The following is a 23,976-nucleotide window of genomic DNA, read 5'->3' as shown; positions in this document are numbered from 1 at the left end:
TCCGCTTGAGATTGGGGAGCAAGCGCGCACCTGGAGCCTCGACGGGCCGGGTCGTTTCATCGCCGCTGCGCGACGATTGCGATTGGGGCTTGACTTCGGGGCCCTTGCGAGGTGCTTATCGGCCTTCAAAAGCCGGGCATATAGAGCGCCCGGCCGATCCGACCACGGTAGCACCTCGCACCCAAAGTCAAGCCCCAATCGCGCAGTGGTTGCGTCATGACCGCTTGCCCAGCGCGACAAAGAGGAAGACGGCTCGCTTCGCTTCGCCACGGCATTACCCGTGGCGATCAGACGGCGGCATGGAGAAGATTTCTCCGAGGCTTGCGATCTTCGTCGAGCCAGCGGGGAGGATAGAACGTGGGGATGCCGTGCTCCATTGTCACGTCCCATTCACTTTGGTGGATGAGCGTGTGGTGATGGCGGCAGAGCAGAACGGCGTTATCGACTGACGTGTCGCCGCCGTCCGACCAGTGGCGCACGTGGTGGCCGTCGCATTGTCTGGGTGGTCTACCGCATCCGGGGAAAGCGCAGCCGCGATCTCTGGCGACGAGGGTGCGGCGGATTCCGGCGGTGAAGGTACGGGTCTTGCGGCCGATGTCCATCGGCTGGGACTTCGCCCCCAGCAGCAGCGGGATGATGCCCGCGTCGCACGCCAGCTGACGGACCTGCTCGGCCGGGATGTGCTCGCCGTTGTCCAGCGTGGCCTGGCCGACCTGCTTGGCGAGGTCGTCGTAGCGCATCGTCACGGTGAGCGTGACCGGCTCGCCACCGTGCTCGGGCAGCTGGTCGGCGCGCAGCATCAGATCGACCAGCTCCGCCAGCGCATCGCCTTCACGCACGGCACGTGACCGCGGGTCGGGACCATCCTCGACGGTCTCCGGGCGCGGCTTCGCCAGCGGGTCGAGCAGCGCCTGGTACTTGGCGCCGGTGACCGTGTCCAGCAGGGCCTTGATCTCCAGCATGCCGTTCTTCCAGCTCATCACATGCTGGTTGACCTGCAGCGCGGGCGCGGGATCACGCGGCTCCGGGTCGTCCTGGTAGAGCCGGTAGGCCAGGTCCTTGCCGAACGCCCGCACCGCACTGGGCCCATGCTCCCGAGCGAAGCCCACGATGGAGTCTTCAGCCTCGGCGGGCAGTGCCTTCATGACCTCGGCGACCACCGTGACGTGCTCGACCGACAACGCACCCTCGGCCACAGCGTCAGCGGTCACCGGAAGCACGGGCGCGAGCTGACTGCCGGTCGGCGTGATCTCACCACCCAAAAGCCCGGCGTTCGTGACCCATTTCTTGGCCGTGGTGAGATCCCAGCGGACCGCGTGCCGCAACACCTGCGGCAAATTCTTGTACCCGAGCTCGCCCGCAGCCCCACGCCGATCCAACTCGGCAATCTTCTGCAACACGGAATTCTCACGAACCCGAATCTCCACCACCTCATCAACGAGGCTGCGCAGCAGCTCGTCGGTGGGGAGGAGTCGGGTTTCGATCACGTGTTCTACTTTACCGCAAGATCACGACGGGATAACGTCTAAAGTCGAGCACGATAGAGTGAACCGCTGGCCAAGCGGTGATAAGGCGACCATCGCGCGATTGGGGCTTGACTTTGGGTGCGAGGTGCTACCGTGTTCGGAACGGCCGGGCGCTCTACATGCCCGGCTTTTACAGGCCGATATGCGCCTCGCAAGGGCCCCGAAGTCAAGCCCCAATCGCAATCGTCGCGAAGCGGCGATGAAACGACCCGGCCCGTCAGGACCCCGGCTGGCCAGCATTTTCGAGCGCATCGCGGGCGACGGCCCAGATCTGTTCGAACTCCTCCGCGGAGATCACCTCGACGTCGTCCTGGCCGTGCCACCCGTCCGGATCGCATGCCTCGGCCAAGACGCCGAACCTCCGCTCGTACGCGATCACCGCTTCAGCACCGCCGGTGTCTCGCGCGTGCATCACCTCGGCCAGCGACGCCGCTGTCGTCGGCCGCATGTCCACGCCGCGCAGATCAACCTGCCGGCACACCCAACCTTCGTCGTCCACCTCGTAGTGGAGCCAGATGTCGTCGTCCGGGTAGTAGTGGCGGAACCAACCGATCACGACGGAATCTTCCCTCAGAGCTGGTCCACGCGTTCCACGTCCCGCTCCTCCAGCAGCTGCAACAGCGCGTACGTGGTCTGCCGCTGCTCCTCCAGCAGCTTGACCAGCCACGATCCGAAGTAGAGGAACCCGCCGACCCCGATCAGCCCGACCCCGAGCATCCCGCCCGAGACGACGTACGGGATCTGCTCGAACACGTACCCGGTGTGCGCGACGCCCCACCAGGCGAACAGGATCGCCGCGATCCCCGCCGTCATCAGCATCGTGCCGATCAGGCCGAGACCGCTCTGCATCCGCGCTCGGCGCCTGTCCTGCATGGTCATGTGGTCACCCGTTGCGCAGGTCTGGGACACCGGTCGGGTGTCCGGAGGGACAAGGTGCGCCGCCCAGCAGGAACGTGCCGAACGACTTCATGCCGAACGCGCCCGCGGCGGCTACGCCCAGTCCGGTGAGGACCAGAAGTGCTGGTACGCCGGGGAAGTCGAGCAGCGAGCGGGGCTTGGCGCGGGCCGAGGCCACCGGCGTCACCGGCGACCGCGGCGGTGCCACCCCGGCCACCGGTGGCGTACCGGGCGAGGGGGGAGACAAAGCCCCGTCAGCAGGTGGCGGAACCAGAGGTGCTTGCGGCACCGGAACGTCCGGCGGAGTCAGAGGTGATGCGGCGGAAGCGTTTGCGACGGCCTCGGTGTCGCCGACGATGATCTCCATCTTGCGCAGCGGGTTCAGCAGCGGCACCAGTTCCTTGGGCAGCAACGGTGCCACGATGCCGTCCAGGATTCCGCCGAGGCCCAGCTTGGTCCGCAACGCCAGCACATCGACGGTCAGCTTCAGGCCACGGCTGGTGGAGGTGGCTCCGGTGCCTTCGAGTTTCGTGCCGGACGTCGGCCACGTCAGCGTGACTCCCAGTGGTTCCAACGCCTTCAGCAAGCCGTCCGGCGGCGCGGCCGGCGACTTGACCGGGAACTTCTGGCCCAGCACGGTGAACTCCGCCACCGAGAACGTGCTCGTGCCGCTCCCCTTGGCCCCGTCGCTCACTGCGACGGACTCGAAGCGAACCCCGGACAGCACCACCAGTCCGGACAAAAGCGTGATCGTCTGCGCGGACGACACGGCCGAGGAACGCGCCTCGGTACCGGACACCGAGCTCACGCTCGACGACGCCAGCCCGTCGGCCGTGAGCAGGAACGGCACCTCCTGCTTGGCGCCCGCGTAGGACTCGGCTTTGGATGCGGAGGCGCCTGCTCGCATGCCCGACTTCGACTCGTCGGCCGGGCCGCCGGGGTGCGCCGCGTTGGCCTGCACGGGGTACGCGAAACCGACCAGCTGCGGCAACCCGGTGCCCACGGCCGCGCCCGGCCACAGCGAGCTGGCGAGCGACCGGCCGATCGGGCCCGAACCCAGCTCGGTCTGCGTGTACGACAGGTGCACCTCGCCCTGTGGTTCCGCGGGCACCGGGAGCAGATCGGTGGTCAGCAGCACGGAGACAGGTGCCGCGCGGGCGGACAGCGTGAACCCGCCGATCTCCGCGGCCGTTGCCGGTGCCGGGGACAGCAGAAGCAGCAGCAGAACGAGCGCGTACCTCACGATGTCCCTCCGAAGTAGACGGAAGCCAGGTCGTTGTCCTCGGAGATCTCGCCGTGCGTCATCACGACGACCTGATCGGCCACGGCGGACGCCGTCTCGGCGAACTGCTCGACGATCAGCATCGTGACCCCACCGGCGGCCAGCTCCTTCACGACCTCGTACAGCTCGGCGACGATCACCGGCGCGAGTCCCATCGACAGCTCGTCGATCACCACCACGGCCGGATCGGTGATCAACGCGCGGGAGAACGCGAGCATCTGCTGCTCGCCACCGGACATCGAGCCCGCGAGCTGCCGGTGCCGCGCCTTCAACTTGGGGAACCGCGCGTAGACCAGGTCGGCGTCACCGCGCATGAGCCGCAGGTTCTCGGCCACGGTGAGGTTCGGGAAGATCGCGCGGCCTTCCGGGATCGTGCACAGACCGGCCCGCGCCAGCTCGTCCGGAGGCGCGTCGTTCACGTGCACACCACCCAGGTGGACATGCCCCGCCGTGGCGCGCAGCTGTCCACTGAGGACCTTCACCAGCGTCGACTTGCCCGCGCCGTTCGGGCCCAGCAACGCCGTCACGGTGCCGCGCGGCACGTTCAGCGAGACGCCGCGCAGCACCTCGATCCGGCCGTATCCGGCGTGGACGTCACTGAGATCAATCATTTTGGGATCCGATCATCCGAGATACGCCTCCCGGACACCCTCGTGCGCGCGGATCTCGGACGGTGTGCCGGAGGTCAGGAGCTGGCCCAGGTTCAGCACGTGCACCTGGTCGCAGTAGCCCATCACGAGGTCCATGTCGTGCTCGACCAGCACGACCGAACGCCCCTCCCCCACCAACTCCCGCAGCAGCTCGCCGAACGCGTCGGTCTCCGCGCGGTCCAGCCCGGACGACGGTTCGTCGAGCAGCAGCAGACACGGATCGGTGGCCAGCGCACGGGCCAGCTCCAGCAGCCGCGCGGCGCCGGTCGGCACGGTGTCGGCCTGGTTCGACGCGAACTCCGCGATCCCCACCCGTTCCAGCAGTCCGGTAGCCAGCCGGGACGACCTGCGGCGGCTTTCCAGCGCCACCACGACGTTCTCCCACACGGTCAGCGACCCGAACACCTCCAGCCGCTGGAACGTCCGGGCCACCCCGAGCCGCGACCGCTGGTGCGGCCCCCGAGCCGTGATGTCGAGATCGTCCAGCACCACCCGGCCCGCCGACGGCCGCCGCAACCCGCTGATCACGTCGAACAACGTCGTCTTGCCGGCGCCGTTGGGCCCGATCAGCCCGGTCACCCCGACGTCGACGGACAGCGACACGTCGTTGACGGCGATCACCTCGCCGAACCGGACCGTCACTCCCTCCACCAGCAACGTGCTCATGCGCGCCGCCAGGACCAGGCCCGGAAGAACCAGCTCACCAGGCCGTTGGGGTCCCGCGCGAGCCCGGCCGCCGCGACGCCGAGCAGCACCACCGCCACGCCCGCGAGCGCCGGGAAACCGCTCTGCAGCACCGGGAGCAGCATCAGCAGCAGCCCGCCCAGGGCAGCCCCGGACACCGACGTCACGCCCGCGATCACCGCGAACAGCAGCAGCGGCAGGTTGTTGAACAGCTGGAAGTCGCTCGCCGCAACGGTTTCCCGCAGCTGCGCGAACAGCCCGCCGGCCAGCCCCGCGATCGCCGCCGACAGCGAGAACACCCAGACCCGGATCCAGCGCACGTTCATCCCCAGCGTCGCGCACGCCGCCGAGCTGTCCTTGACCGCGATCATCCGGCGCCCCAGCCGTCCGCGCCGCACCGCCAGCACACCGGCACCGACCAGCGCGAACACCCCGGCGGCCACCAGCAGCTGCGCTGAGGCCGACTCGACCAGCCGAGGCACCTGCAACGAACCCCGCACGCCGAACGCGATGGGCGACTGCAGCACCAGCTTGTCCATCAGCTGCGCGAACCCCAGCGTCGCCAACGCCAGGTACAGCCCGCTGACGCGCAGAGCGATCAACGCGATCAACGCCCCGACCGCCGCGGCGACCAACGCGCCCAGCAGCAACGAGAAGACCGACGTCGAACCGAGCCGCGCCACCGTCACGGCGCCCACGCCGACGAACGTGAACTGCCCGAGCGACACCACCCCGCCGTACCCGGTGAGCAGCACCATCGACAGCAGCACGATCCCGAACACCAGCGCCAGCGCGAGCTGCCCGGCCACCACCGAGTCCACCAGCAGCGCCAGCACGACGACCACGCCTGCGAACAGCCCAGCGCCGACGCCGGTGGCCACCCCGGTCGGCACCGCCACCCCGCGCGACCCCCGCACCCCACCGATCCGCAACGGCGACTGCGGCATCGCGAGCAGCACCACGAACAGCAGCAACGCCGGAATCGCCGCCCGGAACGAGATCCAGAACTGCGACGAGGGCAGGTAGGCCACCGCGTACGACTGCACCAGCCCGAGCCCCAGCGCGCCCACGAACGTCCACGGCAGACTCCGCAACCGCCCCACCAGCGCCGCGGTGTAAGCGGTGATCACGAGCAGCGTCATCGTCACGTAGTCCAGCTGCACCACCGGCGTCAGCAGGATCCCGCCCAACGCCGCCAGCGCCGACCCGATCGCCCAGCTCATCGCCGACAGCCGATGGGGCCGGGTTCCGTACAGCGCGGCCAGCTCCGGCGCGTCCACGCAGGCCCGCATCGCGAGCCCGGTCCGCGTCCGGTTCAGCAACAGGTACAGCCCGGCGGCGACGAGCACCGCGCAGACCAAGGTCACCAGGTCGTGCCCGCTGACGAACGACTGTCCGATGTGGACGCCCAACTGATCGAGGAACGGCCGCACGGGCCGGGCCTGCGGCGGCCAGATCACCTGCGCCACCCCGATGAGCCCGACCAGCACACCCACCCCGGCCACCAGGGTGATCCCGATCGGCGCGCCCGCGAGCCGGCGCATCACGAACCGTTCGATCAGCAGCCCGAACAGCGGCGCGCACACGCCGACCACGATCAGCAGTGCCAGCCACTGCGGCAGCCCGCGGTTCTCCGCGAGCTCCCAGTAGAGGAACGCCATGACCATGCCGATCGCGCCGTGCCCGACGTTGAACACCTTGGAGGTGCTGTAGGTCAGCACGAGCCCACCCGCGACGACGGCGTAGGCGCCGCCCGTGACCAGGCCGAAGATGGTGTAGGCGAGCAGCGCGGTCATCCGCCCACCCCCGTGTCGATCAACGTCCCGCACGAGTACCCGGACGCCGGGGCCAACCGGCTCCACGCCCCGCCCTTCAGCCGCACCAGCGTCATGCAGGCCGAAGTCCGTTTGCCGCCGACGTCCTGCGGCGCGACCATCCCCTCAGCGGTGAAGTCGTGCACCTGGCGAACGGCGTCGAGCATCGCCTTGCGCGTGAGCTGCGGCCCCACCTTCGCCGCCGTCGTCACGAACAACCGCGCCGCGGCCCACGCGAACATCCCGAAGTACGACGGCGCCGCACCGGGCGCCACCCGCCCGAGCCACTGCTTGTACAGCGCCACCTGGGCGTTGGACTCCTCGAACAGCGCGCCGTTCGTGTAGACGACGGTGCCGTCGACGGCCGCGCCGCCCTGCCGGATGTACTGCGGGTCGTACGCGGACGGGTCCGTGATGAACGCTTCCGGCGTGTATCCCTGCTGCCGCATGGCCTGCTGCAACCGGACCGCGTACTGCCCGGAGCCGATCCAGTAGACGATCTTGGCGCCGGTCTCCTTGAGCTTGGCCACGTACGGCGCGTAGTTGACGTCGGTGATGTCGATGGCCTGCGAGTACACGAACTTGATCCCGCGCGCCTCGGCCGCCTTCTGCATGCTCTTGGCGTTCTGCGCGCTCGCGTCGGCGTTCAGGTACAGGTAGGCGGCACTCCCGATGGCGCCGGGGAAGCTCGACTTGACGAGGTCGGGCCCGGCCGACGACACCAGGTTCACCACGTTGGACGCGACACCGAAGCTGACCGCGGTGCGCTGCCGTTGCGCGGTGACGGTCGAGGCGCGCAGGTCCGGGATGCCGCACCCGGCCGCGGCGGGCCCGCCGCCCTGGTCGAACGCCGACATCGACCCGACCAGCGCGAAGGCCTGTTCACAGGCCTGTGCGGTGGCCTGCTGGTCACCGCCGCTGTCGGTGCGCGAGTCGAACGAGACGAGCTTGAGCTTGCGGCCGCAGATCGCGCCCTGGGTGGCGTTGAAGTACTCGACGAACGCCTTGGTCGCCTGCTGCGCCGACTGGAAGATGCCCGGCACCGGGCCGCTGATGTCCGAGATGTTGGCGATCGTGATCTCGCCGGCCGTGACGCCCTTGTCCGTGGCGCCACCGGTGCCCTGGCAGGCGCCCGCGATGCTGCCCGGCGGGTTCGGCTGTTTGTTCGGCTGCTGGGGGTTGTTCGCACCCGGTTGGCCCGCGGTCCCGTCGGTGCCGGACACGGCGCCGTCCTCGCCCGTCGCCGTGCCGTCCTGAGTCCCCGCCGCCCCTCCCTGGGGCACCACGAGTGCCGCGCGTTGCTCGTCGGTGAGCCTGCTGCCACACCCCGCGATCAACGCGCAGACCACCAAAGCGACCAGCGCAGCCCTGCGATGCATGCGGACGAACGCTAGGCCACTGCATCAATCCAGCCCGAGCCTGCGACCTGCGATTTCACCCAGGTGGCCCACACCGATTTTAGAACACGTTCTATCTGCAAAGAATCGCGAGGAATACCGTCACCAAACCGGGGTTGCCTCGTTAAACCGAGCCGCCCTGAGGAACACGTTCTACCCAGGCGGCAGCAGTTCGGGGCGGCGCGGCCGGATCACGTCACCGGACGACTCACCGCGCAGCCGGCGCATCACCCACGGCACGACGTGCTCGCGCGCCCACCTCACGTCCTCCGCCCGCCGGGCCCTCCGATCGACCAGTGGCGCGACCCCGAGAACGGTGCGGGTGAGGTCGTGCGAGACCCCCAGACCGTCGAGCACCGAAATGGCGACCTCGGCGTGCCCGAGCGAGTTGAGGTGCAGTCGGTCCGCCGACCACATGCGACGGTCACGCAGCTGACGCATCGCCCACATGTCGACCAGAACGCACGAGTGCTCGGCGGCGATCGCGCGCACGTGTTCGTTGTAGATGGCCACACGACCACGCATCTTGCGGAACACCGGGTCGTCGGCACCGTCCACACCGGTGAAGAGGATCACCCGCGCGCCCGCGTTGCACGCGCGCGCGACGGCCGCGCGGTACCGGCGCATCAGCGCGTCGATGTCCACCTTCGGCCGCATGAGGTCGTTTCCACCCGCGTAGAGCGAGACGAGGTCGGGCTTCATCGCGAGAGCGCGCTCGAGCTGTTCGTCGAGCACCTGCGGGAGCAGCCGGCCGCGCACGGCCAGGTTGGCGTAGGCGAACTCGGGATCGGCGGCCCCCAGGACGTCGGCGACGCGGTCCGCCCAGCCGCGCACCCCGTTCGGACGTCCGGCGTCGTAGTCGCCCACTCCCTCGGTGAACGAGTCCCCCAACGCCACAAAACGCTTGCTCATGCTCACGACCCTAAGTCGTGCAGGTAGCGGCCGTGCATTCGGAGCCAGGTAGCTCTGGGTTGCGCCGCAGTAGATAACGGTTCGATAACGGCAGCGTCTCGAACTGAGGCGCGCTCCCATTGCTGGCCGTATCCCCGTTCGTGCGACTCCCCATGGACTTGGCAAAGCCGACGCGACTGATGGTCGCGCTGGCTGGCTGTGCGCTGGCCGTGCTGCTCAACACCGGGAGCGCGATCGGCCAGCCCGCAACTCCGTCCACGCCGATCTCGACCCCGCCTCCCGGTAGCGCCGGGACGGGCGACGAGGTCGTGCAGACGCAGTGGGGCCCGCTCGGACCCGCCGACCGGGACTTCCTGAACCGGGTCAAGCAGGCCGGACTGTGGGAGCAGCCCGCGGGCGAGAAGGGCAAGGCCAAGCGGCCGGACCAGCCCAAGATCCAGGAAGCCTGCAAGCACCTCATCGAGGGCCACACGCTGCTGGACAAAGTGGTGAACCGGGCGGGCGTTCTGCTCGGGCACACGTTGCCCACGGAGGCCTCCGACGAGCAGAAGGGCTGGCTCGCCGAGATGGACGCGGCGACCGGCGACGAGTTCGACGCCGTCTTCGCCAACCGGCTCCGCGCGGCACACGGCAAGGTCTACGGCTTCTCCGCGCAGATGCGGGCCGGCACCAAGAACGAGCTCGTCCGCATCCTCGCCACGCAGGCGATGATCACCGTCTTCGACCACATGAAGGTGCTCGAGGACACCGGCAAGGTCGACTTCGCCGCGCTGGAGTCCCCCCAGCCACTCGCTCCGCCGCCGCCCGCTTCCGGGGCGCCGGAGCCGACCGGGGACAACGCGAGCGACACCGCGAACGACAACGCGGACGCTTCAGCCAACCCGACCGACGGCGTGATCCCGACCGTGCCGGAGGGCACCAAGTTCACCCGCACCGCCGAGCAAGGCGTGTTCGGGGACAACAACGGTGTCTTCTTCGGAGCGATCGCGGTGCTCGCGCTCGCGCTGGTGGGAATGCGAATGATTTCCCGGTCGAAGAAAAAGTCTCGAAGAAGTTCTCGTTCTTACTGAAGACCGCACACCGAAGTTCAACCCGAACAACACGGCCCTAACCGCCGTCAGCTTCACCATGCCGTTTTATCGGACTACACGAGGTGGCAAATGGCTTTTCACCGTAGGAAATCCACGATCTGGCTGACCGCCGCCGCAGCGGCGATGGCCCTGGTCGCTGGTGGTGCCACGGTGGTGGCCATCAGTTCTTCTGATGGCACCGCGCTCGCCGACGGGCCAGACAAGAGCTTGTTCGTCGACATCACCAAGGTGAAGGCGAACGTCAAGAAACCAAAACCGGAGAACGACGCCACCACAGGTACGTTCACGGTCGACTGCGGTCGCAACGAAAACGGGCACTTCAACCCGGACAACTTCATCGCGCAGCCCGGTGTCCGCAACGGTGCCGAGCACCTGCACGACTACGTCGGCAACCTGTCCACGAACGCGGACTCCAACAACAAGTCGCTCCAGGCCGCCGGCACCACCTGCAAGAACGGTGACAAGTCCGCCTACTTCTGGCCCGTCGTGCGCATCGTCGACGAGGAAGCCGAAGAGGCTGGAGCCGGCGAAGAGGCCGAGGCCGGCGAAGAGCAGCAGGAGCAGGCTCCGCCGAAGAAGGACGACAAGGCGCAGCAGGACAAGGACAAGGCCGACAAGGCCGAGGCCCGTCTCGAGTGCCCCGACGTCGCGTCGCGACTCCCTGAGAACGTGCCGAACGCCGCCCAGGCGGAGATCGACCGCGAGCTCGGGAACCTCGAGAAGGTGACCGACGAGGCGGAGAAGCGGCTCGAGCAGGTCAAGGCCCAGGACGTCAACAACATCATCGTCGGCCCGACGCGGGAGAAGCGCGCCGCGATCCTGAACCGGATGATGCTGGCGTTCAGCCGTCAGGGCCAGCAGGCCCCGGACCTGAACCCGGCTGCCGCCTGCACGGTCAAGGAAGCCGGCCAGGCCTCCAAGGCGGGCAACGGCGCCGAGAACAACGACGACGCGCAGGCCGAAGGCACCGAGGACAAGAAGAACCAGAACAACGCCGAGGAGAACGCGAACAACGAGCTCGAGGGCAACGAGGGCGAGATCCAGCGTCCCGCCGTCGTCGACCTCCAGTTCCGCGGCAGCCCGACCGGCAAGGTCGTCGCGATGCCCAAGTTCCTCCGCGTCCTCTACGGCGACGCCAAGGCCGGCCAGAACGGCCCGAAGAACGCCAAGGCCTCGTGGACCTGCACCGGGTTCGAGGACAAGGTGCTGATGGACAAGTACCCGATCTGCCCGCAGAACTCGAAGGTCAAGCGCGTCCACGACTTCCCGAGCTGCTGGGACGGCAAGAACATCGACTCGGCCAACCACCGGGACCACATCGTCTTCCCGGACCAGAACGGCAAGTGCAAGAACGGCTTCAAGGCCGTTCCGCAGCTGCGGATCTCGCTGACCTACAACATCCCGCAGAACGTCCAGAAGGAAGGTCGCTACCTGGTCGACTCCTTCCCGGAGGAGGAGCACAACCCGATCACCGACCACGACGACTTCGCGAACGTGATGTCGCAGCAGATCATGAACCGCCTGGTCAACTGCGTGAACACCGGCAAGAAGTGCCGCGAGTGACGCTGTAGACCGCTTGACCGAAAATCCCCGGTGCACCTCCCGCGCACCGGGGATTTTCGCCGTCCGGGTTCACCGACGTGAACGTTGAACCGGGATGTTTGACCCAAAGGTATAGACCACTGACACTGACCTCATGGTCACCCGTTCCTGCGCGGTGCTGATCGCACTGCTGGCATCTCTCGTAGTCCCGGTCACCGGTCCGTCCGCCGCGGCGGCGCCGGCGACGTTCGTCCATCCGGGAGTCGTCGTCTCCCGCCCACAGCTGGACTTCGTGCGCACCAAGGTCCTGGCCGGCGCTCAGCCGTGGAAACTCGCCTACGACCGCATGATGGCGTCGAAGTACGCCGACCTGAACCGCACGCCGAGGCCACGCGCCGTCGTGGAATGCGGCCCCTACACCAACCCGAACCACGGCTGCACCGACGAACGCGAAGACGCCATCGCCGCCTACACCCTGTCGCTCGCCTGGTACGTGACCCGCGACAACAGGTACGCGGCCAAGGCGATCCAGATCATGGACGCCTGGTCGGCCACGATCCGCGACCACACCAACTCGAACGCCCCGCTGCAGACCGCCTGGTCGGCCAGCAGCTGGCCCAAGGCCGCGGAGATCATCAAGCACGTCCACGGGAACTGGCCGAACAGCGCCCGGTTCGCCACGATGCTGCGCGACGTCTACCTGCCCGAGATCCAGAACGGCCGCGCGAACACCAACGGCAACTGGGAACTCAGCATGATGGAGGCCTCGCTCGGCATCGCGGTGTTCCTGGAGGACCGCGCCGCCTACGACAAGGCCGTCGGCATCTTCCGCACCCGCATCCAGGCGTTCATCTACCTCACCACCGACGGGGCACTGCCGAAGACGCCGCCGGGTAGCGGCATCGACACCAGGGCCGAGATCATCTCCTACTGGCACAACCAGTCCACGTTCGTCGACGGCCTGGCCCAGGAGACCTGCCGGGACTTCGCGCACACCGGCTACGGCCTCTCGGCGGCGTCGCACTTCGCGGAGACCGCCCGGCACCAGGGTCAGGACATCTGGGGCGAGATCCGGGAACGCATGCGGCACGCGTGGGGCCTGCACACCAAGTACCAGAACGGCACGCCGGTGCCGTCGTGGCTGTGCGGCGGCTCGTACTCGCGTGAGCTCGGGCCGACGCCGGAAGTCTCGTTCAACGCCCTGAACACCAGGCTCGGCATCGCGATGGCGAACACCCAGCTCTACACCGAGTCACACCGTCCACACGGGACCGACAACCTCTTCATCGCCTGGGAGACGCTGACTCACGCGGCGAACCCCGCCTAGTACCGGCTAGCGTGCGCTCATGACCGAGACACCGGACGTGAAGCCACGCAGCCGCGACGTGACCGACGGCCTGGAGCGCACCGCCGCGCGCGGCATGCTCCGGGCCGTCGGCATGGGCGACGAGGACTGGGAGAAGCCGCAGATCGGCGTCGCTTCGTCGTGGAACGAGATCACGCCGTGCAACCTGTCGCTGGACCGCCTCGCGAAGGCGTCCAAGGACGGCGTGCACGCGGCGGGCGGGTATCCGCTGGAGTTCGGCACGATCTCCGTGTCGGACGGCATCTCGATGGGCCACGAGGGCATGCACTTCTCGCTGGTGTCGCGCGAGGTGATCGCGGACAGCGTCGAGACGGTCATGCAGGCCGAGCGGCTGGACGGCTCGGTGTTGCTCGCGGGCTGTGACAAGTCGTTGCCGGGCATGCTGATGGCGGCCGCGCGGCTCGACCTGGCGAGCGTGTTCCTCTACGCCGGCTCGATCCTGCCGGGCCGGGTCACGCTGACCGACGGCACCGAGAAGGAAGTCACGATCATCGACGCCTTCGAGGCCGTCGGGGCGTGCTCCCGCGGGTTGATGAGCCGCGAGGACGTCGACCTGATCGAACGCGCGATCTGCCCCGGTGAGGGCGCGTGCGGCGGCATGTACACGGCGAACACCATGGCCAGCGCGGCGGAGGCCCTCGGCATGTCGCTGCCCGGCAGTGCCGCTCCCCCGGCGACGGACCGGCGGCGGGACGGGTTCGCGCGCCGCTCCGGCCAGGCCGTGGTCGAGATGCTGCGGCGCGGCATCACCGCCCGGCAGATCATGACGCGCGAGGCGTTCGAGAACGCGATCGCCGTCGTGATGGCGTTCGGCGGCTCCACCAACGCCGTGCTGCACCTGCTCGCCATCGCGCACGAGGCCGGCGTCGAACTGTCCCTGGACGACTTCAGCCGCATCGGCTCGCGCGTGCCGCACCTGGCCGACGTGAAGCCGTTCGGGCGGCACGTGATGACCGACGTCGACCGCATCGGCGGCGTGCCCGTGGTGATGAAGGCCCTGCTGGACGCCGGTCTGCTGCACGGCGACTGCCTCACCGTCACCGGCCGCACGGTCGCGGAGAACCTCGCCGACATCGCGCCGCCCGACCCGGACGGCCTCGTGCTGCGGGCTTTGGACAAGCCCATCCACCACACCGGCGGCATCACGATCCTGAAGGGCTCGCTGGCTCCGGACGGCGCCGTGGTCAAGTCCGCGGGCTTCGACTCGGACGTCTTCACCGGCACCGCGCGGGTGTTCGACCGCGAACGCGCCGCGATGGACGCGCTGGAGGACGGCACGATCACCGCCGGCGACGTCGTGGTGATCCGCTACGAGGGCCCCAAGGGCGGGCCTGGCATGCGCGAGATGCTCGCCATCACCGCGGCGATCAAGGGCGCGGGCCTCGGCAAGGACGTCCTGCTGCTCACCGACGGCCGGTTCTCCGGTGGCACCACGGGACTCTGCGTCGGGCACGTGGCACCGGAAGCGGTCGACGGCGGGCCCATCGCGTTCGTGCGCGACGGCGACCAGATCACGCTGAACGTCGCCGCCGGCACCCTCGACGTGGACGCCGACCTGGACAGCCGCCGCGAGGGCTGGGCACCACTGCCTCCCCGCTACGAACGCGGCGTGCTGGCCAAGTACGCCAAGCTCGTCGGCTCGGCCTCGCGCGGCGCTGTCTGCGACTGACTGGCCATGAACGGTGCTTTTGTGGACCTGGGGTCCACAAAAGCACCGTTCATGGCAGCGATAGCGGAGCGGTCTGCGACTAGTAGAGGCTGTCCAGAACGTCGGCGTAGCGCTTCTCGATCTCGCGGCGGCGTGGTTTCAGCGACGCGGTCAGCAACCCGTCCTCGACGCTGAAGTCGTGCTCCAGCACGGCGAAGCGCTTGATCGTCTCGTGCCGCGCGAGCTGCGCGTTGACGGTCTTGATCACGTTCTCGACCTCGGCCTCCGCGTCGGCTTTCGCGAGGCCAGACGCGGTGTCCGGGTCGAGCGTCACGAGCGCGACGCAGTACTTGCGGCGGTCGCCGTGCACGATCACGTTGCTGATGTACGGCGACGCCGCGTTGATCATGCTCTCGATCCGGGTGGGCGCCACGTACTTGCCGCCCGAGGTCTTGATCAGCTCCTTCTTGCGGTCGGTGATCTTCAACCGCCCCGCGTCGTCGAGCTCGCCGATGTCGCCGGTGTGCAGCCAGCCGTCGACCAGCGTCTCGGCCGTGGCGTCTGGCCGGTTGTGGTAGCCGCGCATGACACCGGGGCCCCTCAGCAGGACCTCGCCGTCCTCCGCGATCTTGACCTCCATGCCGGGGATCGGCGGCCCGACCGTGCCGATCCGGACCATGCCCGGCCGGTTCAGGAACGTTCCCGCGGACGACTCGGTGAGCCCGTAGCCCTCCAGGATCGTGATGCCGGCCCGGTCGAAGAACTCCGCGATCTCGGGGGCGAGCGGCGCCGACCCCGACACGAAGTACCGGATCCGTCCGCCGACGCGGTCCCGGAGCTTGCGGTACACCAAGCGATCCGCGAGCCAGCGCGTCGCGGGGCCGTGCTCGCGGTCGGCCCACCGGAAGATCTTCTCGGTGAGCCCGCCCTTCTCCCGCGCACCCGCGACGATCCGGCCGTGGATCTTCTCGAAGATGCGCGGCGCGGCGGCCACGATCGTCGGCCTGAGCTCGCCGAGGTTGTCGACGATCCGCTCGACCTTGCCGTCCACCGCGGTCGGCACGCCCGCGGCGATCATCGCCATCGTCAGCACCTTGCCGAACGCGTGCGACAGCGGCAGCCACAGGAAGTGCAGGTCGCTCGGCTGCAGAATGCCAAGGGAGGCAACGGCTTCCGAGGTCGTCAGCCAGTTGTCGTGGGTGAGCTCGACTCCCTTGGGCGTGCCGGTCGTGCCCGAGGTGTAGATCAACGTCGCGAGATCGTCGGCGCGCAGTTCGCCGATCAACGCGTCGTAGTCGCCGTCCTGGGTGGGGATCGCGCCGAACCGGAGCACCTCGACGCCGTCCGGCACGAGGCTCGCGTGTTCGTCGGTCTCCACGACCGCGATGCGGCTGCCGGAGTCGCTGAGGATGTGCGCGACCTCGGCCTCGGTGCTGTTCGGGTAGATCGTCGTGGTGGCGCCACCGGCCGCGAGCACGGCGAGGTCGGTGATGATCCACGCGATGCTGGTGCCGCCCATCAGCGCGACCCGGTCACCCTTGCCGAGGCCTTGAGCGCGCAGCCCGAACGCTTCCTTCGCCACGCGTTCCTGCAGCTCGGCCCAGGTGAGCGAGGCCCAGCCGCCCCGGTCGCGGTACCGCATCGCCTCCGCGTCGGGCGTGCGGGCGACCCGGTCGCGCAGCAGGTCGGGAATCGACAGCGCCATTGCTACTCCCCTTCTCTGGAGCGACGCTCCAGAGCGGTACTCTAACCCTCATGGCTGACCGAAGACAGTCCCTCCTCGACGCGGCCCTGAAGCTCGTCGAAGAGGGCGGCCTGGACGCCGTGACGATCGCAGCACTGACCGAGCGTTCCGGCATGTCGAACGGCAGCATCTACCACCACTTCGGCAGCCGCGCGGGCGTGTTCGCCCAGCTCTACGCCGACAGCTACGCCCGCTGCGTGGCCGCGATGCTGCCCGCGCTCGACGCCGGACCAACTCAGGCCACGGTCAGGGCTTTGACGCTGAACTACCTGGACTGGGTCGCGGCGAACCCCAGCCGCGCCCGCTTCCTGTACGCCGCCCCGGACCACGCCGACCCGGCGGCCAAGCAGGCGGAGTTCACCCCGGTCCTGACGTGGTTCCTCGCCCGCATGGCCGCGGGCGAACTGCGCTCGATCCCGCCCTGGGCCCTCGAACCCGTGGCGATGGGCCCGGCACACGAGTCGGTGCGCCGGTTCCTGCTGGGCGTCTTCGACCTGGCCCAGGCCCGCGAACTCGTCGCGGACGCCGTCTGGGCGGTCCTGAAGCCTTAGGCCTCTTCCTCGGCCTCGCGGGGCATCACCACGATGCCTTCAGTCACGACGCCGGGTCCGACGCGGTCGAACTGCATGACGACCCCGTGCACCTGCACGATCTCCTGCAGTTCTTCCTCGTCCCCAGTCATGCCGGGATCATCCGCGCACCCCGCAGTTCGTTAGCCATAGAACACATGTTCGATTATGCTGCGGCCATGCGCCAGGGATCGCTGTTCGACCTGGAGGCGGAGCCGGCCCTGGCCCCGCTCGCCCCGCGCCGCACCCCGCTGAGCGACTGCGCGTGGATCGACGTGCAACCGGGCTGGCTCTCGGGCGCCGACGCGTTGTTCGACCGGCTGGTCGACGAGGTGCCCTGGCGAGCCGAACGCCGCCAGATGTACGACACCGTGGTCGACGTCCCCCGCCTGCTCTGCTTCTACGGCGGCGCACTCCCGTTCGACGTCCTGACCACCGCCCGCGCGGCCCTGTCCGAGCACTACCTGCCGGAGCTCGGCGAACCGTTCACCACCGCCGGCCTCTGCTACTACCGCGACGGCCGCGACAGCGTGGCGTGGCACGGCGACACCATCGGCCGCGGCCAGACCGAGGACACGATGGTCGCCATCCTGTCCGTCGGCACGCCGCGTGCTCTGCTGTTGCGCCCGCGCGGCGGCGGCGAGACCCACAAGTACGCGCTGGGCCACGGCGACCTGCTGGTGATGGGCGGCTCCTGCCAGCGCACCTGGGAACACGCCATCCCCAAGACCTCCAAGGTCGTGGGCCCGCGCATCAGCATCCAGTTCCGGCCGCACGGGGTCCGCTGAACCACGGCCTCACACCGCCTGGACCGCCAGCAGGGCGAGGTCGTCGTGGTCGTCGCGATCGAGCCACTTGAGCACCGCTTCCTCGCAGCGCCGGGCGATCTCCTCCGCCGACAGGCCCTTGCACTCCTTCAGCACGGCCCGCAGCCGCTGCTCGCCGAACAGTTCGGTGCGGTCGTTGTGCGCGCGGGCCTCGGTGAACCCGTCGGAGTACAGCACCAGCGTGTCGCCGGGCGCGAGCGTCACCTGCTCGCCGTGGAAACGGACATCGGACAGGATGCCGACGATCGCACCGGGCGCGCTCACGTCCTGGACGGTGCCGTCGGCGCGCAGGATCAGCGGCGCGGGATGCCCGCCGGACGCGAGCGAGAGCCGCGCTCCCCCGGCCGCGAGCGGCACCAGCTCGCCGACGACGATCGTGGTGAAGAGCTTGGAACCGGTGGCGCGCAACGAGGTGTTCAACAGGTGCAGCAGCCGCACCGGGTTCGTCTCGACCAGCGACAGCGCCTGCAGCGACTGCCGCACACGTCCACTGTGGACCGCGGCTTCCAGGCCGTGGCCGCAGACGTCGCCCAGCGCGAACGTCGCCGAACCGTCCGTGCGCGGGTGCACGTCGTAGAAGTCGCCGCCGACCAACGCTCGTTGGTGTGCCGGGATGAACACCGACGCCATCGACACGCCACGCACCTCGGGCAACGGCAACGGCAGCAACGCCGAGCGCAGCACGTCGATCGTCCGCTGCTGCTCGGTCAGCCGGGACGCGGACTCCAGCGCCACCGCCGCGTGCTTGCCGAACAGCCGGACGCGCTCGACGTCGTTCGGCGCGAAGTCGCCCTTGCGCAACACCACCAGCGCGCCGCCGATGCCCAGCGGCACGGCCAGCGCGCAACCGAAGTCCTCCGGCACACCCCAGTTGCCTTCACCCAAAGAGGTGATCCTGGTCAGCGTGGAGGTACCGGTCAGCACTTCGGACAGCGTGGACGCCCGGCGTGGTGAGCGCGTCACCGTCGGTTCGCCGCCGCCACAACGCCACCACTCCAGGCGATCGCGGGTCGCGGGCACCACGGCGACGCAGTGCTCGCCCAGCAACTCCGCCGCGAGCTGCACGATCGTCTTCAGCGTCGTCTCGCGCGAAGTCCCGCCGGCGAGCCGCAGATGGGCGTGGTCGAGCGCGGAGTCCGTGAAGTACCAGGCACTCCAGCCCTCGCCGAGGTCGTGCTGACGTCCCGCGACGTGCACGTCGAAGTGCCCGCCGAGGCGCAGGCGGGGGAATCGGTCGGCGGCCGCGGCGTTGCGCACGCGCACCACTCCGGCGGGGTCGACGACGAGGACGGCTTCGCGCAGCCCGTCCACCAGGCGTTGCCAGCCGTCCAGGTCGATCCCCACGGCGCTGCTCATCCGCCGGAGTCCTGTGGCCGGATCATCACGGCCTCCCGCGGGTAGTTGGCGTGCATCGGGGCATCAAGTTACCTCGCTCCCAACCTAACGTGGCAGGCTTGGCTGCGACCACCGAGGCACGGAGGCTTGGAGTGACCACGGCCAACGAAGAGACGGACGCGACCCTCGAACGGGTTCTCTCCGCCATGAGAGACCTGCGTGACGGCAACTTCCGCCGCAGGCTGGTGGTGCCGGGGAACGGGCCCGTGTCGGCGCTCGCGGACGTGTTCAACGAGATCGCGGAGCGCAACCAGTGGCTCGCCGGGGAGCTGGGCCGGGTCCGGCAGGCGGTCGGCCAGGAGGGCAGGCTCACCGAACGAGTGGCGCCCGCGGGCACCGCCGGGGGCTGGTCGCTGATCGCGGACTCGGTGAACGGCCTGGTCGAGGACCTGATGCGGCCGACGAGCGAGCTGAGCCGGGTGCTCGCCGCCGTCGCCGAGGGCGACCTGACCAAGCGCATGTCGGACCAGACGCTGCGCGGTGAGTTCGCCACGCTCGGTTCGACGGTGAACGGCCTGGTGGACCAGCTGTCGTCCTTTGCGGACGAAGTGACGCGGGTCGCGCGTGAGGTGGGCACGGACGGCCGGTTGGGCGGTCAGGCGAAGGTTCCCGGCGTGGCCGGCACCTGGCGCGACCTGACCGACAACGTCAACTCGATGGCGAACAACCTGACCAACCAGGTCCGCAACATCGCCCAGGTCGCGACCGCGGTGGCGAACGGCGACCTGACCCAGAAGATCACGGTCGACGTCTCCGGCGAGATGCTGGAGCTCAAGAACACGCTGAACACGATGGTCGACCAGCTGTCGTCCTTCGCGGACGAGGTCACGCGGGTCGCCCGCGAGGTCGGCACGGACGGCAAGCTCGGCGGCCAGGCGAAGGTGCCCGGCGTCGGCGGCACGTGGCGCGACCTGACCGACAACGTGAACTTCATGGCGGAGAACCTGACCACCCAGGTCCGCAACATCGCCCAGGTCACCACCGCCGTCGCCCAGGGCGACCTGACCCAGAAGATCACCGTCGACGCGCGCGGCGAGATCCTCGAACTGAAGTCGACGATCAACACGATGGTCGACCAGCTGTCGTCGTTCGCCGCCGAGGTCACCCGCGTCGCCCGCGAGGTCGGCTCGGACGGCCGGCTGGGTGGTCAGGCGCAGGTGCCCGGCGTCGCGGGCACGTGGCGTGACCTGACGGACTCGGTGAACGTCATGGCCAACAACCTGACGACCCAGGTCCGCAACATCGCCCAGGTCACCACCGCCATCGCGCGCGGCGACCTGACCCAGGAGATCACGATCGACGCCCGCGGCGAGATCCTCGAGCTCAAGACCACGATCAACACGATGGTCGACCAGCTGTCGTCGTTCGCCGAGGAGGTCACCCGCGTCGCCCGCGAGGTCGGCACCGACGGCCGGCTGGGAGGTCAGGCCCAGGTCCCCGGCGTCGCCGGCACCTGGCGCGACCTCACCGACAACGTCAACTTCATGGCCAACAACCTGACCAACCAGGTCCGCAACATCGCGCACGTCGCGACGGCGGTGGCCAACGGCGACCTGTCGCAGAAGATCACCGTCGACGCGCGCGGCGAGATCCTCGAGCTGAAGTCCACTTTGAACACGATGGTCGACCAGCTGTCGTCGTTCGCCGAGGAGGTCACCCGCGTCGCCCGCGAGGTCGGCACGGACGGCCGGCTGGGAGGTCAGGCCCGCGTGCAGGGTGTCGCCGGCACGTGGAAGGACCTGACCGAGAACGTCAACCTGATGGCGGACAACCTCACCAACCAGGTCCGCAACATCGCCGCCGTCGCCACCGCCGTCGCGAACGGCGACCTCTCGAAGAAGATCACCGTCGAGGCCAAGGGCGAGGTCGCGGCCCTCGCCGAGACGCTGAACGGCATGGTCGACACGCTGCGCGCGTTCGGTGACGAGGTCACCCGTGTCGCCCGCGAGGTCGGCACCGAGGGCATCCTGGGCGGCCAGGCGCGCGTGTCCGGCGTGGCGGGCACGTGGAAGGACCTCACCGACTCGGTGAACTTCATGGCGGACAACCTGACCAACCAGGTCCGCAACATCGCCCAGGTCACGACGGCGGTGGCACAGGGCGACCTGACGAAGAAGATCGACGTCTCGGCCCGCGGCGAGATCCTCGAGCTCAAGACCACCATCAACACGATGGTCGACCAGCTGTCGAGCTTCGCCGACGAGGTCACGCGGGTCGCCCGTGAGGTCGGCACCGAGGGCAAGCTCGGCGGCCAGGCCGAGGTCGACGGCGTGGCCGGCACGTGGTCGAAACTGACCGACAACGTGAACCAGCTGGCGTCCAACCTGACCACCCAGGTCCGCGCGATCGCCGCCGTCGCCACCGCGGTGACCGCGGGTGACCTGACCAGGCAGATCACCGTCGACGCGTCCGGCGAGCTCGCCGAGCTCAAGGACAACGTCAACCAGATGATCGCGAACCTCAAGGAAACGACCCGCGCGAACCGCGAGCAGTACTGGCTCAAGACCAACCTGGCGCGTTTGTCCGGTTTGATGCAGGGCCACCGCGATCTCCGCGCGCTGGCGTCGTTGATCATGAGCGAGCTGACGCCGCTGGTCAGCGCCCACCACGGCGCGTTCTTCCAGATCCAGGAAGAGGACGACACCAAGCAGACGCTGGAGCTCACCGCGTCGTACGGCTTCCGCCTGGACGCCGCCCGCACCACGCGGGTCGCCCTCGGCGAGTCGCTGGTCGGCCAGGCCGCGCTGGAGAAGAAGACCATCCTGGTCACCCGCGTTCCCGGCGGTTATCTGACCGTGTCGTCCGCTCTGGGCGAGTCGACGCCGGTCAACCTGGTGATCCTGCCGATCCTCTTCCAGGGCGAGACCCTGGGCGTGATCGAGCTGGCCTCGCTCAACGAGTTCACCGACGTCCACCTGGACCTGCTGGACCAGCTGAAAGAGGCCATCGGCGTCAACGTGAACACGCTGCTCGCCAACTCCCGCACCGACGCCCTGCTGGTCGAGTCGCAGCGCCTGACCACCGAGCTCCGCGCCGGTTCGGAGGAGCTGGAGGACCGGGCCCGGCAGCTCCAGACCGCGTCGAAGTACAAGTCCGAGTTCATGGCGAACATGTCCCACGAGCTCCGCACGCCGCTGAACTCGCTGCTCATCCTGGCGAAGCTGCTGGCGGACAACCTCGACGGCAACCTCAACGCCAAGCAGGTCGAGTTCGCCCGCACGATCCACTCGTCCGGCTCCGACCTGCTGCAGCTCATCAACGACATCCTCGACCTGACCAAGGTCGAGGCCGGCCACATGACGCTGCACGAGGACCCGGTCCGCCTCGACGAACTGGTCCGCTACGTCGAGACGCTGTGCCTGCCGCTGACCGCCGAGAAGAACCTCGAGTTCTCGGTCCGCGTCGATCCGAACGTGCCGGAGACCCTGCGCACCGACGAGCACCGCCTGCAGCAGATCCTGCGCAACCTGCTGTCGAACGCCGTCAAGTTCACCCACGACGGCGGCATCCGCCTGCACGTGCGCATGGACGATCCGTCCACAGTGGCGTTCGACGTGCACGACACGGGCATCGGCATCCCCGCCGAGAAACTCGCGGTCATCTTCGAGGCGTTCCAGCAGGCGGACGGCACCACGTCGCGCAAGTACGGCGGCACGGGCCTCGGCCTGTCCATCAGCCGGGAACTGGCGCAGCTCCTCAACGGCGCGCTGCGGGTGAGGTCCGAACCGGGCATCGGCTCGACCTTCACGCTGTGCCTGCCGCTGGGCAAGGTGGTCTCCGACGCGGTCGTCCTGCCGGAACCCACGCCGATCGTGACGCCCGCCCCGGTCCTGGCCGCGTCCGGCTCGATCCGCTTCCACGGCGAGAAGGTCCTGGTCGTCGACGACGACCTGCGCAACGTCTTCGCGCTGACGAGCGTGCTGGAACTGGTCGGCCTGGAAGCCATCTACGCCGACAACGGCATCACGGGCGTGCGCGCGCTGGAACAGTACGACGACGTGGCGATCGTGCTGATGGACATCATGATGCCGGAGCTGGACGGCAACGCCACGATTTCTGCCATCCGGGCCATGGAACGCTACGCGGACCTGCCGGTCATCGCCGTGACGGCCAAGGCGATGAAGGGCGACCGCGAGAAGTCACTGGCGTCCGGCGCGACCGACTACGTGACCAAGCCGGTGGACACCGAACACCTGATCCGGCTGATCGCCTACTACCTGGGCGTGTCCGCGGAGGCCTGAACCGCCTGGTCCACCGTCTCGTGCAGGCTCAGCACCTCGGCCACGTCCGCCAGCTCGAACAGCCGGCGGACCGGCCCCTGCACCGAGGCGATCCGCAGCTGGCCCCCGGCGTCGGCCAGCCGGCGGTGCCACTCCAGCACCAGCGCCAGCCCGGTCGAGTCCATGAACTGCAGCCCGGACAGGTCCAGGACGGCGTGCGTCCCGGTGACGTCCGCATCGAACCGTGCGGCCAGCACGGGGACGGTGTCGATGTCCAGTTCACCGGCGACGGCGAGCACTCGCCATCCCCGCTGGACCTCGCTGCCGACGTTGAGCTCCATCGTCGCCGTTCCTTCCGCCACGCCCGACTCGTGCGACCCAAATCGTGCAGCACGGCGTCCGACCATGCGAC

At 68.9% G+C, this 23,976-nt stretch carries 20 protein-coding genes; 7 read left to right on the top strand and 13 right to left on the bottom strand.

From position 1 onward, the window contains the following. Positions 1-287: 287 nt before the first annotated feature. The 9 genes from G7043_RS13605 to G7043_RS13565 form a co-directional block, all read right to left on the bottom strand. On the bottom strand, positions 288-1,487 hold the full coding sequence (locus G7043_RS13605) for an HNH endonuclease signature motif containing protein (RefSeq protein ID WP_166045975.1): 1,200 nt from the start codon (positions 1,485-1,487) through the stop codon (positions 288-290). 256 nt (positions 1,488-1,743) lie between these two features. Continuing rightward, positions 1,744-2,082, bottom strand: coding sequence for a hypothetical protein (locus G7043_RS13600; protein WP_166045974.1), 339 nt, complete (start codon positions 2,080-2,082; stop codon positions 1,744-1,746). A gap of 14 nt (positions 2,083-2,096) precedes the next feature. Continuing rightward, complete coding sequence (locus G7043_RS13595) at positions 2,097-2,405, bottom strand: hypothetical protein (protein ID WP_166045973.1); 309 nt, start codon at positions 2,403-2,405, stop codon at positions 2,097-2,099. 4 nt (positions 2,406-2,409) lie between these two features. Continuing rightward, a complete protein-coding gene (locus G7043_RS13590; protein ID WP_166045972.1) occupies positions 2,410-3,666 on the bottom strand; it encodes a choice-of-anchor P family protein in 1,257 nt (418 codons plus the stop codon). Next, positions 3,663-4,316 (bottom strand): ABC transporter ATP-binding protein, encoded by a 654-nt coding sequence (locus G7043_RS13585; protein ID WP_166045971.1) that lies wholly within the window; start codon positions 4,314-4,316, stop codon positions 3,663-3,665. The genes G7043_RS13590 and G7043_RS13585 overlap by 4 nt, the downstream gene beginning before the upstream one ends. Before the next feature lie 12 nt (positions 4,317-4,328). Next, the gene (locus tag G7043_RS13580) at positions 4,329-5,021 is read right to left on the bottom strand and encodes an ABC transporter ATP-binding protein (RefSeq protein ID WP_166045970.1); all 693 of its coding nucleotides are present in this window, start codon (positions 5,019-5,021) and stop codon (positions 4,329-4,331) included. Further along, positions 5,018-6,835 (bottom strand): ABC transporter permease, encoded by a 1,818-nt coding sequence (locus tag G7043_RS13575; RefSeq protein ID WP_166045969.1) that lies wholly within the window; start codon positions 6,833-6,835, stop codon positions 5,018-5,020. The genes G7043_RS13580 and G7043_RS13575 overlap by 4 nt, the downstream gene beginning before the upstream one ends. Then, a complete protein-coding gene (locus tag G7043_RS13570; protein WP_166045968.1) occupies positions 6,832-8,232 on the bottom strand; it encodes an ABC transporter substrate-binding protein in 1,401 nt (466 codons plus the stop codon). Before G7043_RS13570 ends, G7043_RS13575 begins: the two co-directional genes overlap by 4 nt. 171 nt (positions 8,233-8,403) lie before the next feature. Beyond that, complete coding sequence (locus G7043_RS13565) at positions 8,404-9,162, bottom strand: SGNH/GDSL hydrolase family protein (protein ID WP_166045967.1); 759 nt, start codon at positions 9,160-9,162, stop codon at positions 8,404-8,406. A 152-nt stretch (positions 9,163-9,314) separates the two neighbouring features. Between G7043_RS13565 and G7043_RS13560 the strand changes: the two genes are divergently transcribed. The 4 genes from G7043_RS13560 (at position 9,315) to ilvD (ending at position 14,830) form a co-directional block, all read left to right on the top strand. After that, on the top strand, positions 9,315-10,232 hold the full coding sequence (locus G7043_RS13560) for a DUF4142 domain-containing protein (protein ID WP_166045966.1): 918 nt from the start codon (positions 9,315-9,317) through the stop codon (positions 10,230-10,232). A 90-nt stretch (positions 10,233-10,322) separates the two neighbouring features. Next, positions 10,323-11,816, top strand: a complete 1,494-nt coding sequence (locus G7043_RS13555) for a DUF1996 domain-containing protein (RefSeq protein WP_166045965.1) — start codon at positions 10,323-10,325, stop codon at positions 11,814-11,816. Between the two features lie 133 nt (positions 11,817-11,949). Beyond that, positions 11,950-13,122, top strand: coding sequence for an alginate lyase family protein (locus tag G7043_RS13550; RefSeq protein WP_166045964.1), 1,173 nt, complete (start codon positions 11,950-11,952; stop codon positions 13,120-13,122). Between the two features lie 19 nt (positions 13,123-13,141). Then, positions 13,142-14,830, top strand: a complete 1,689-nt coding sequence (gene ilvD, locus G7043_RS13545) for a dihydroxy-acid dehydratase (RefSeq protein WP_166045963.1) — start codon at positions 13,142-13,144, stop codon at positions 14,828-14,830. Positions 14,831-14,909: 79 nt separating this feature from the next. On the opposite strand, the gene G7043_RS13540 is transcribed toward ilvD, so the two are convergent. Then, positions 14,910-16,514, bottom strand: coding sequence for an AMP-dependent synthetase/ligase (locus tag G7043_RS13540; protein WP_166045962.1), 1,605 nt, complete (start codon positions 16,512-16,514; stop codon positions 14,910-14,912). Positions 16,515-16,564: 50 nt separating this feature from the next. On the opposite strand from G7043_RS13540, the gene G7043_RS13535 reads away from it, so the two are divergent. Continuing rightward, on the top strand, positions 16,565-17,104 hold the full coding sequence (locus G7043_RS13535; protein ID WP_166045961.1) for a TetR/AcrR family transcriptional regulator: 540 nt from the start codon (positions 16,565-16,567) through the stop codon (positions 17,102-17,104). Here the strand turns inward: G7043_RS13535 and G7043_RS49320 are convergent. Then, a complete protein-coding gene (locus G7043_RS49320; protein WP_278185748.1) occupies positions 17,101-17,235 on the bottom strand; it encodes a hypothetical protein in 135 nt (44 codons plus the stop codon). The genes G7043_RS13535 and G7043_RS49320 overlap by 4 nt on opposite strands. A 66-nt stretch (positions 17,236-17,301) precedes the next feature. Here G7043_RS49320 and G7043_RS13530 point away from each other — a divergent pair, with 66 nt between their 5' ends. Beyond that, entirely contained in the window at positions 17,302-17,910 is a 609-nt protein-coding gene (locus G7043_RS13530) for an alpha-ketoglutarate-dependent dioxygenase AlkB (protein WP_242642239.1), read from the top strand. Between the two features lie 9 nt (positions 17,911-17,919). Here the strand turns inward: G7043_RS13530 and G7043_RS13525 are convergent, their stop codons facing one another. Continuing rightward, positions 17,920-19,305 (bottom strand): PP2C family protein-serine/threonine phosphatase, encoded by a 1,386-nt coding sequence (locus G7043_RS13525; RefSeq protein WP_166045959.1) that lies wholly within the window; start codon positions 19,303-19,305, stop codon positions 17,920-17,922. Positions 19,306-19,436: 131 nt separating this feature from the next. Between G7043_RS13525 and G7043_RS13520 the strand changes: the two genes are divergently transcribed. Next, positions 19,437-23,585 (top strand): HAMP domain-containing protein, encoded by a 4,149-nt coding sequence (locus G7043_RS13520; RefSeq protein ID WP_166045958.1) that lies wholly within the window; start codon positions 19,437-19,439, stop codon positions 23,583-23,585. Here the strand turns inward: G7043_RS13520 and G7043_RS13515 are convergent. Further along, complete coding sequence (locus G7043_RS13515) at positions 23,558-23,926, bottom strand: STAS domain-containing protein (RefSeq protein ID WP_313887846.1); 369 nt, start codon at positions 23,924-23,926, stop codon at positions 23,558-23,560. The genes G7043_RS13520 and G7043_RS13515 overlap by 28 nt on opposite strands. Between the last annotated feature and the right edge of the window lie 50 nt (positions 23,927-23,976).

This window comes from Lentzea alba (assembly GCF_011067745.1).
Taxonomy (GTDB): Bacteria; Actinomycetota; Actinomycetes; order Mycobacteriales; family Pseudonocardiaceae; genus Lentzea; species Lentzea alba.
Note: the sequence above shows the minus strand (reverse complement) of the source record. Positions and strands in the feature narration are given on the sequence as shown.

What these genes read in the sequence shown, in the direction of transcription:
- G7043_RS13550 (WP_166045964.1), top strand. Translation starts at nt 11,950, where the DNA reads ATGGTCACCCGTTCCTGCGCGGTGCTGATCGCACTGCTGGCATCTCTC.
- G7043_RS13585 (WP_166045971.1), bottom strand. Translation starts at nt 4,316, where the DNA reads ATGATTGATCTCAGTGACGTCCACGCCGGATACGGCCGGATCGAGGTG.
- G7043_RS13570 (WP_166045968.1), bottom strand. Translation starts at nt 8,232, where the DNA reads ATGCATCGCAGGGCTGCGCTGGTCGCTTTGGTGGTCTGCGCGTTGATC.
- G7043_RS13540 (WP_166045962.1), bottom strand. Translation starts at nt 16,514, where the DNA reads ATGGCGCTGTCGATTCCCGACCTGCTGCGCGACCGGGTCGCCCGCACG.
- G7043_RS13560 (WP_166045966.1), top strand. Translation starts at nt 9,315, where the DNA reads ATGGACTTGGCAAAGCCGACGCGACTGATGGTCGCGCTGGCTGGCTGT.
- G7043_RS13535 (WP_166045961.1), top strand. Translation starts at nt 16,565, where the DNA reads ATGGCTGACCGAAGACAGTCCCTCCTCGACGCGGCCCTGAAGCTCGTC.
- G7043_RS13555 (WP_166045965.1), top strand. Translation starts at nt 10,323, where the DNA reads ATGGCTTTTCACCGTAGGAAATCCACGATCTGGCTGACCGCCGCCGCA.
- G7043_RS49320 (WP_278185748.1), bottom strand. Translation starts at nt 17,235, where the DNA reads ATGACTGGGGACGAGGAAGAACTGCAGGAGATCGTGCAGGTGCACGGG.
- G7043_RS13530 (WP_242642239.1), top strand. Translation starts at nt 17,302, where the DNA reads ATGCGCCAGGGATCGCTGTTCGACCTGGAGGCGGAGCCGGCCCTGGCC.
- G7043_RS13580 (WP_166045970.1), bottom strand. Translation starts at nt 5,021, where the DNA reads ATGAGCACGTTGCTGGTGGAGGGAGTGACGGTCCGGTTCGGCGAGGTG.
- G7043_RS13575 (WP_166045969.1), bottom strand. Translation starts at nt 6,835, where the DNA reads ATGACCGCGCTGCTCGCCTACACCATCTTCGGCCTGGTCACGGGCGGC.
- G7043_RS13525 (WP_166045959.1), bottom strand. Translation starts at nt 19,305, where the DNA reads ATGAGCAGCGCCGTGGGGATCGACCTGGACGGCTGGCAACGCCTGGTG.
- G7043_RS13595 (WP_166045973.1), bottom strand. Translation starts at nt 2,405, where the DNA reads ATGACCATGCAGGACAGGCGCCGAGCGCGGATGCAGAGCGGTCTCGGC.
- G7043_RS13565 (WP_166045967.1), bottom strand. Translation starts at nt 9,162, where the DNA reads ATGAGCAAGCGTTTTGTGGCGTTGGGGGACTCGTTCACCGAGGGAGTG.
- ilvD (WP_166045963.1), top strand. Translation starts at nt 13,142, where the DNA reads ATGACCGAGACACCGGACGTGAAGCCACGCAGCCGCGACGTGACCGAC.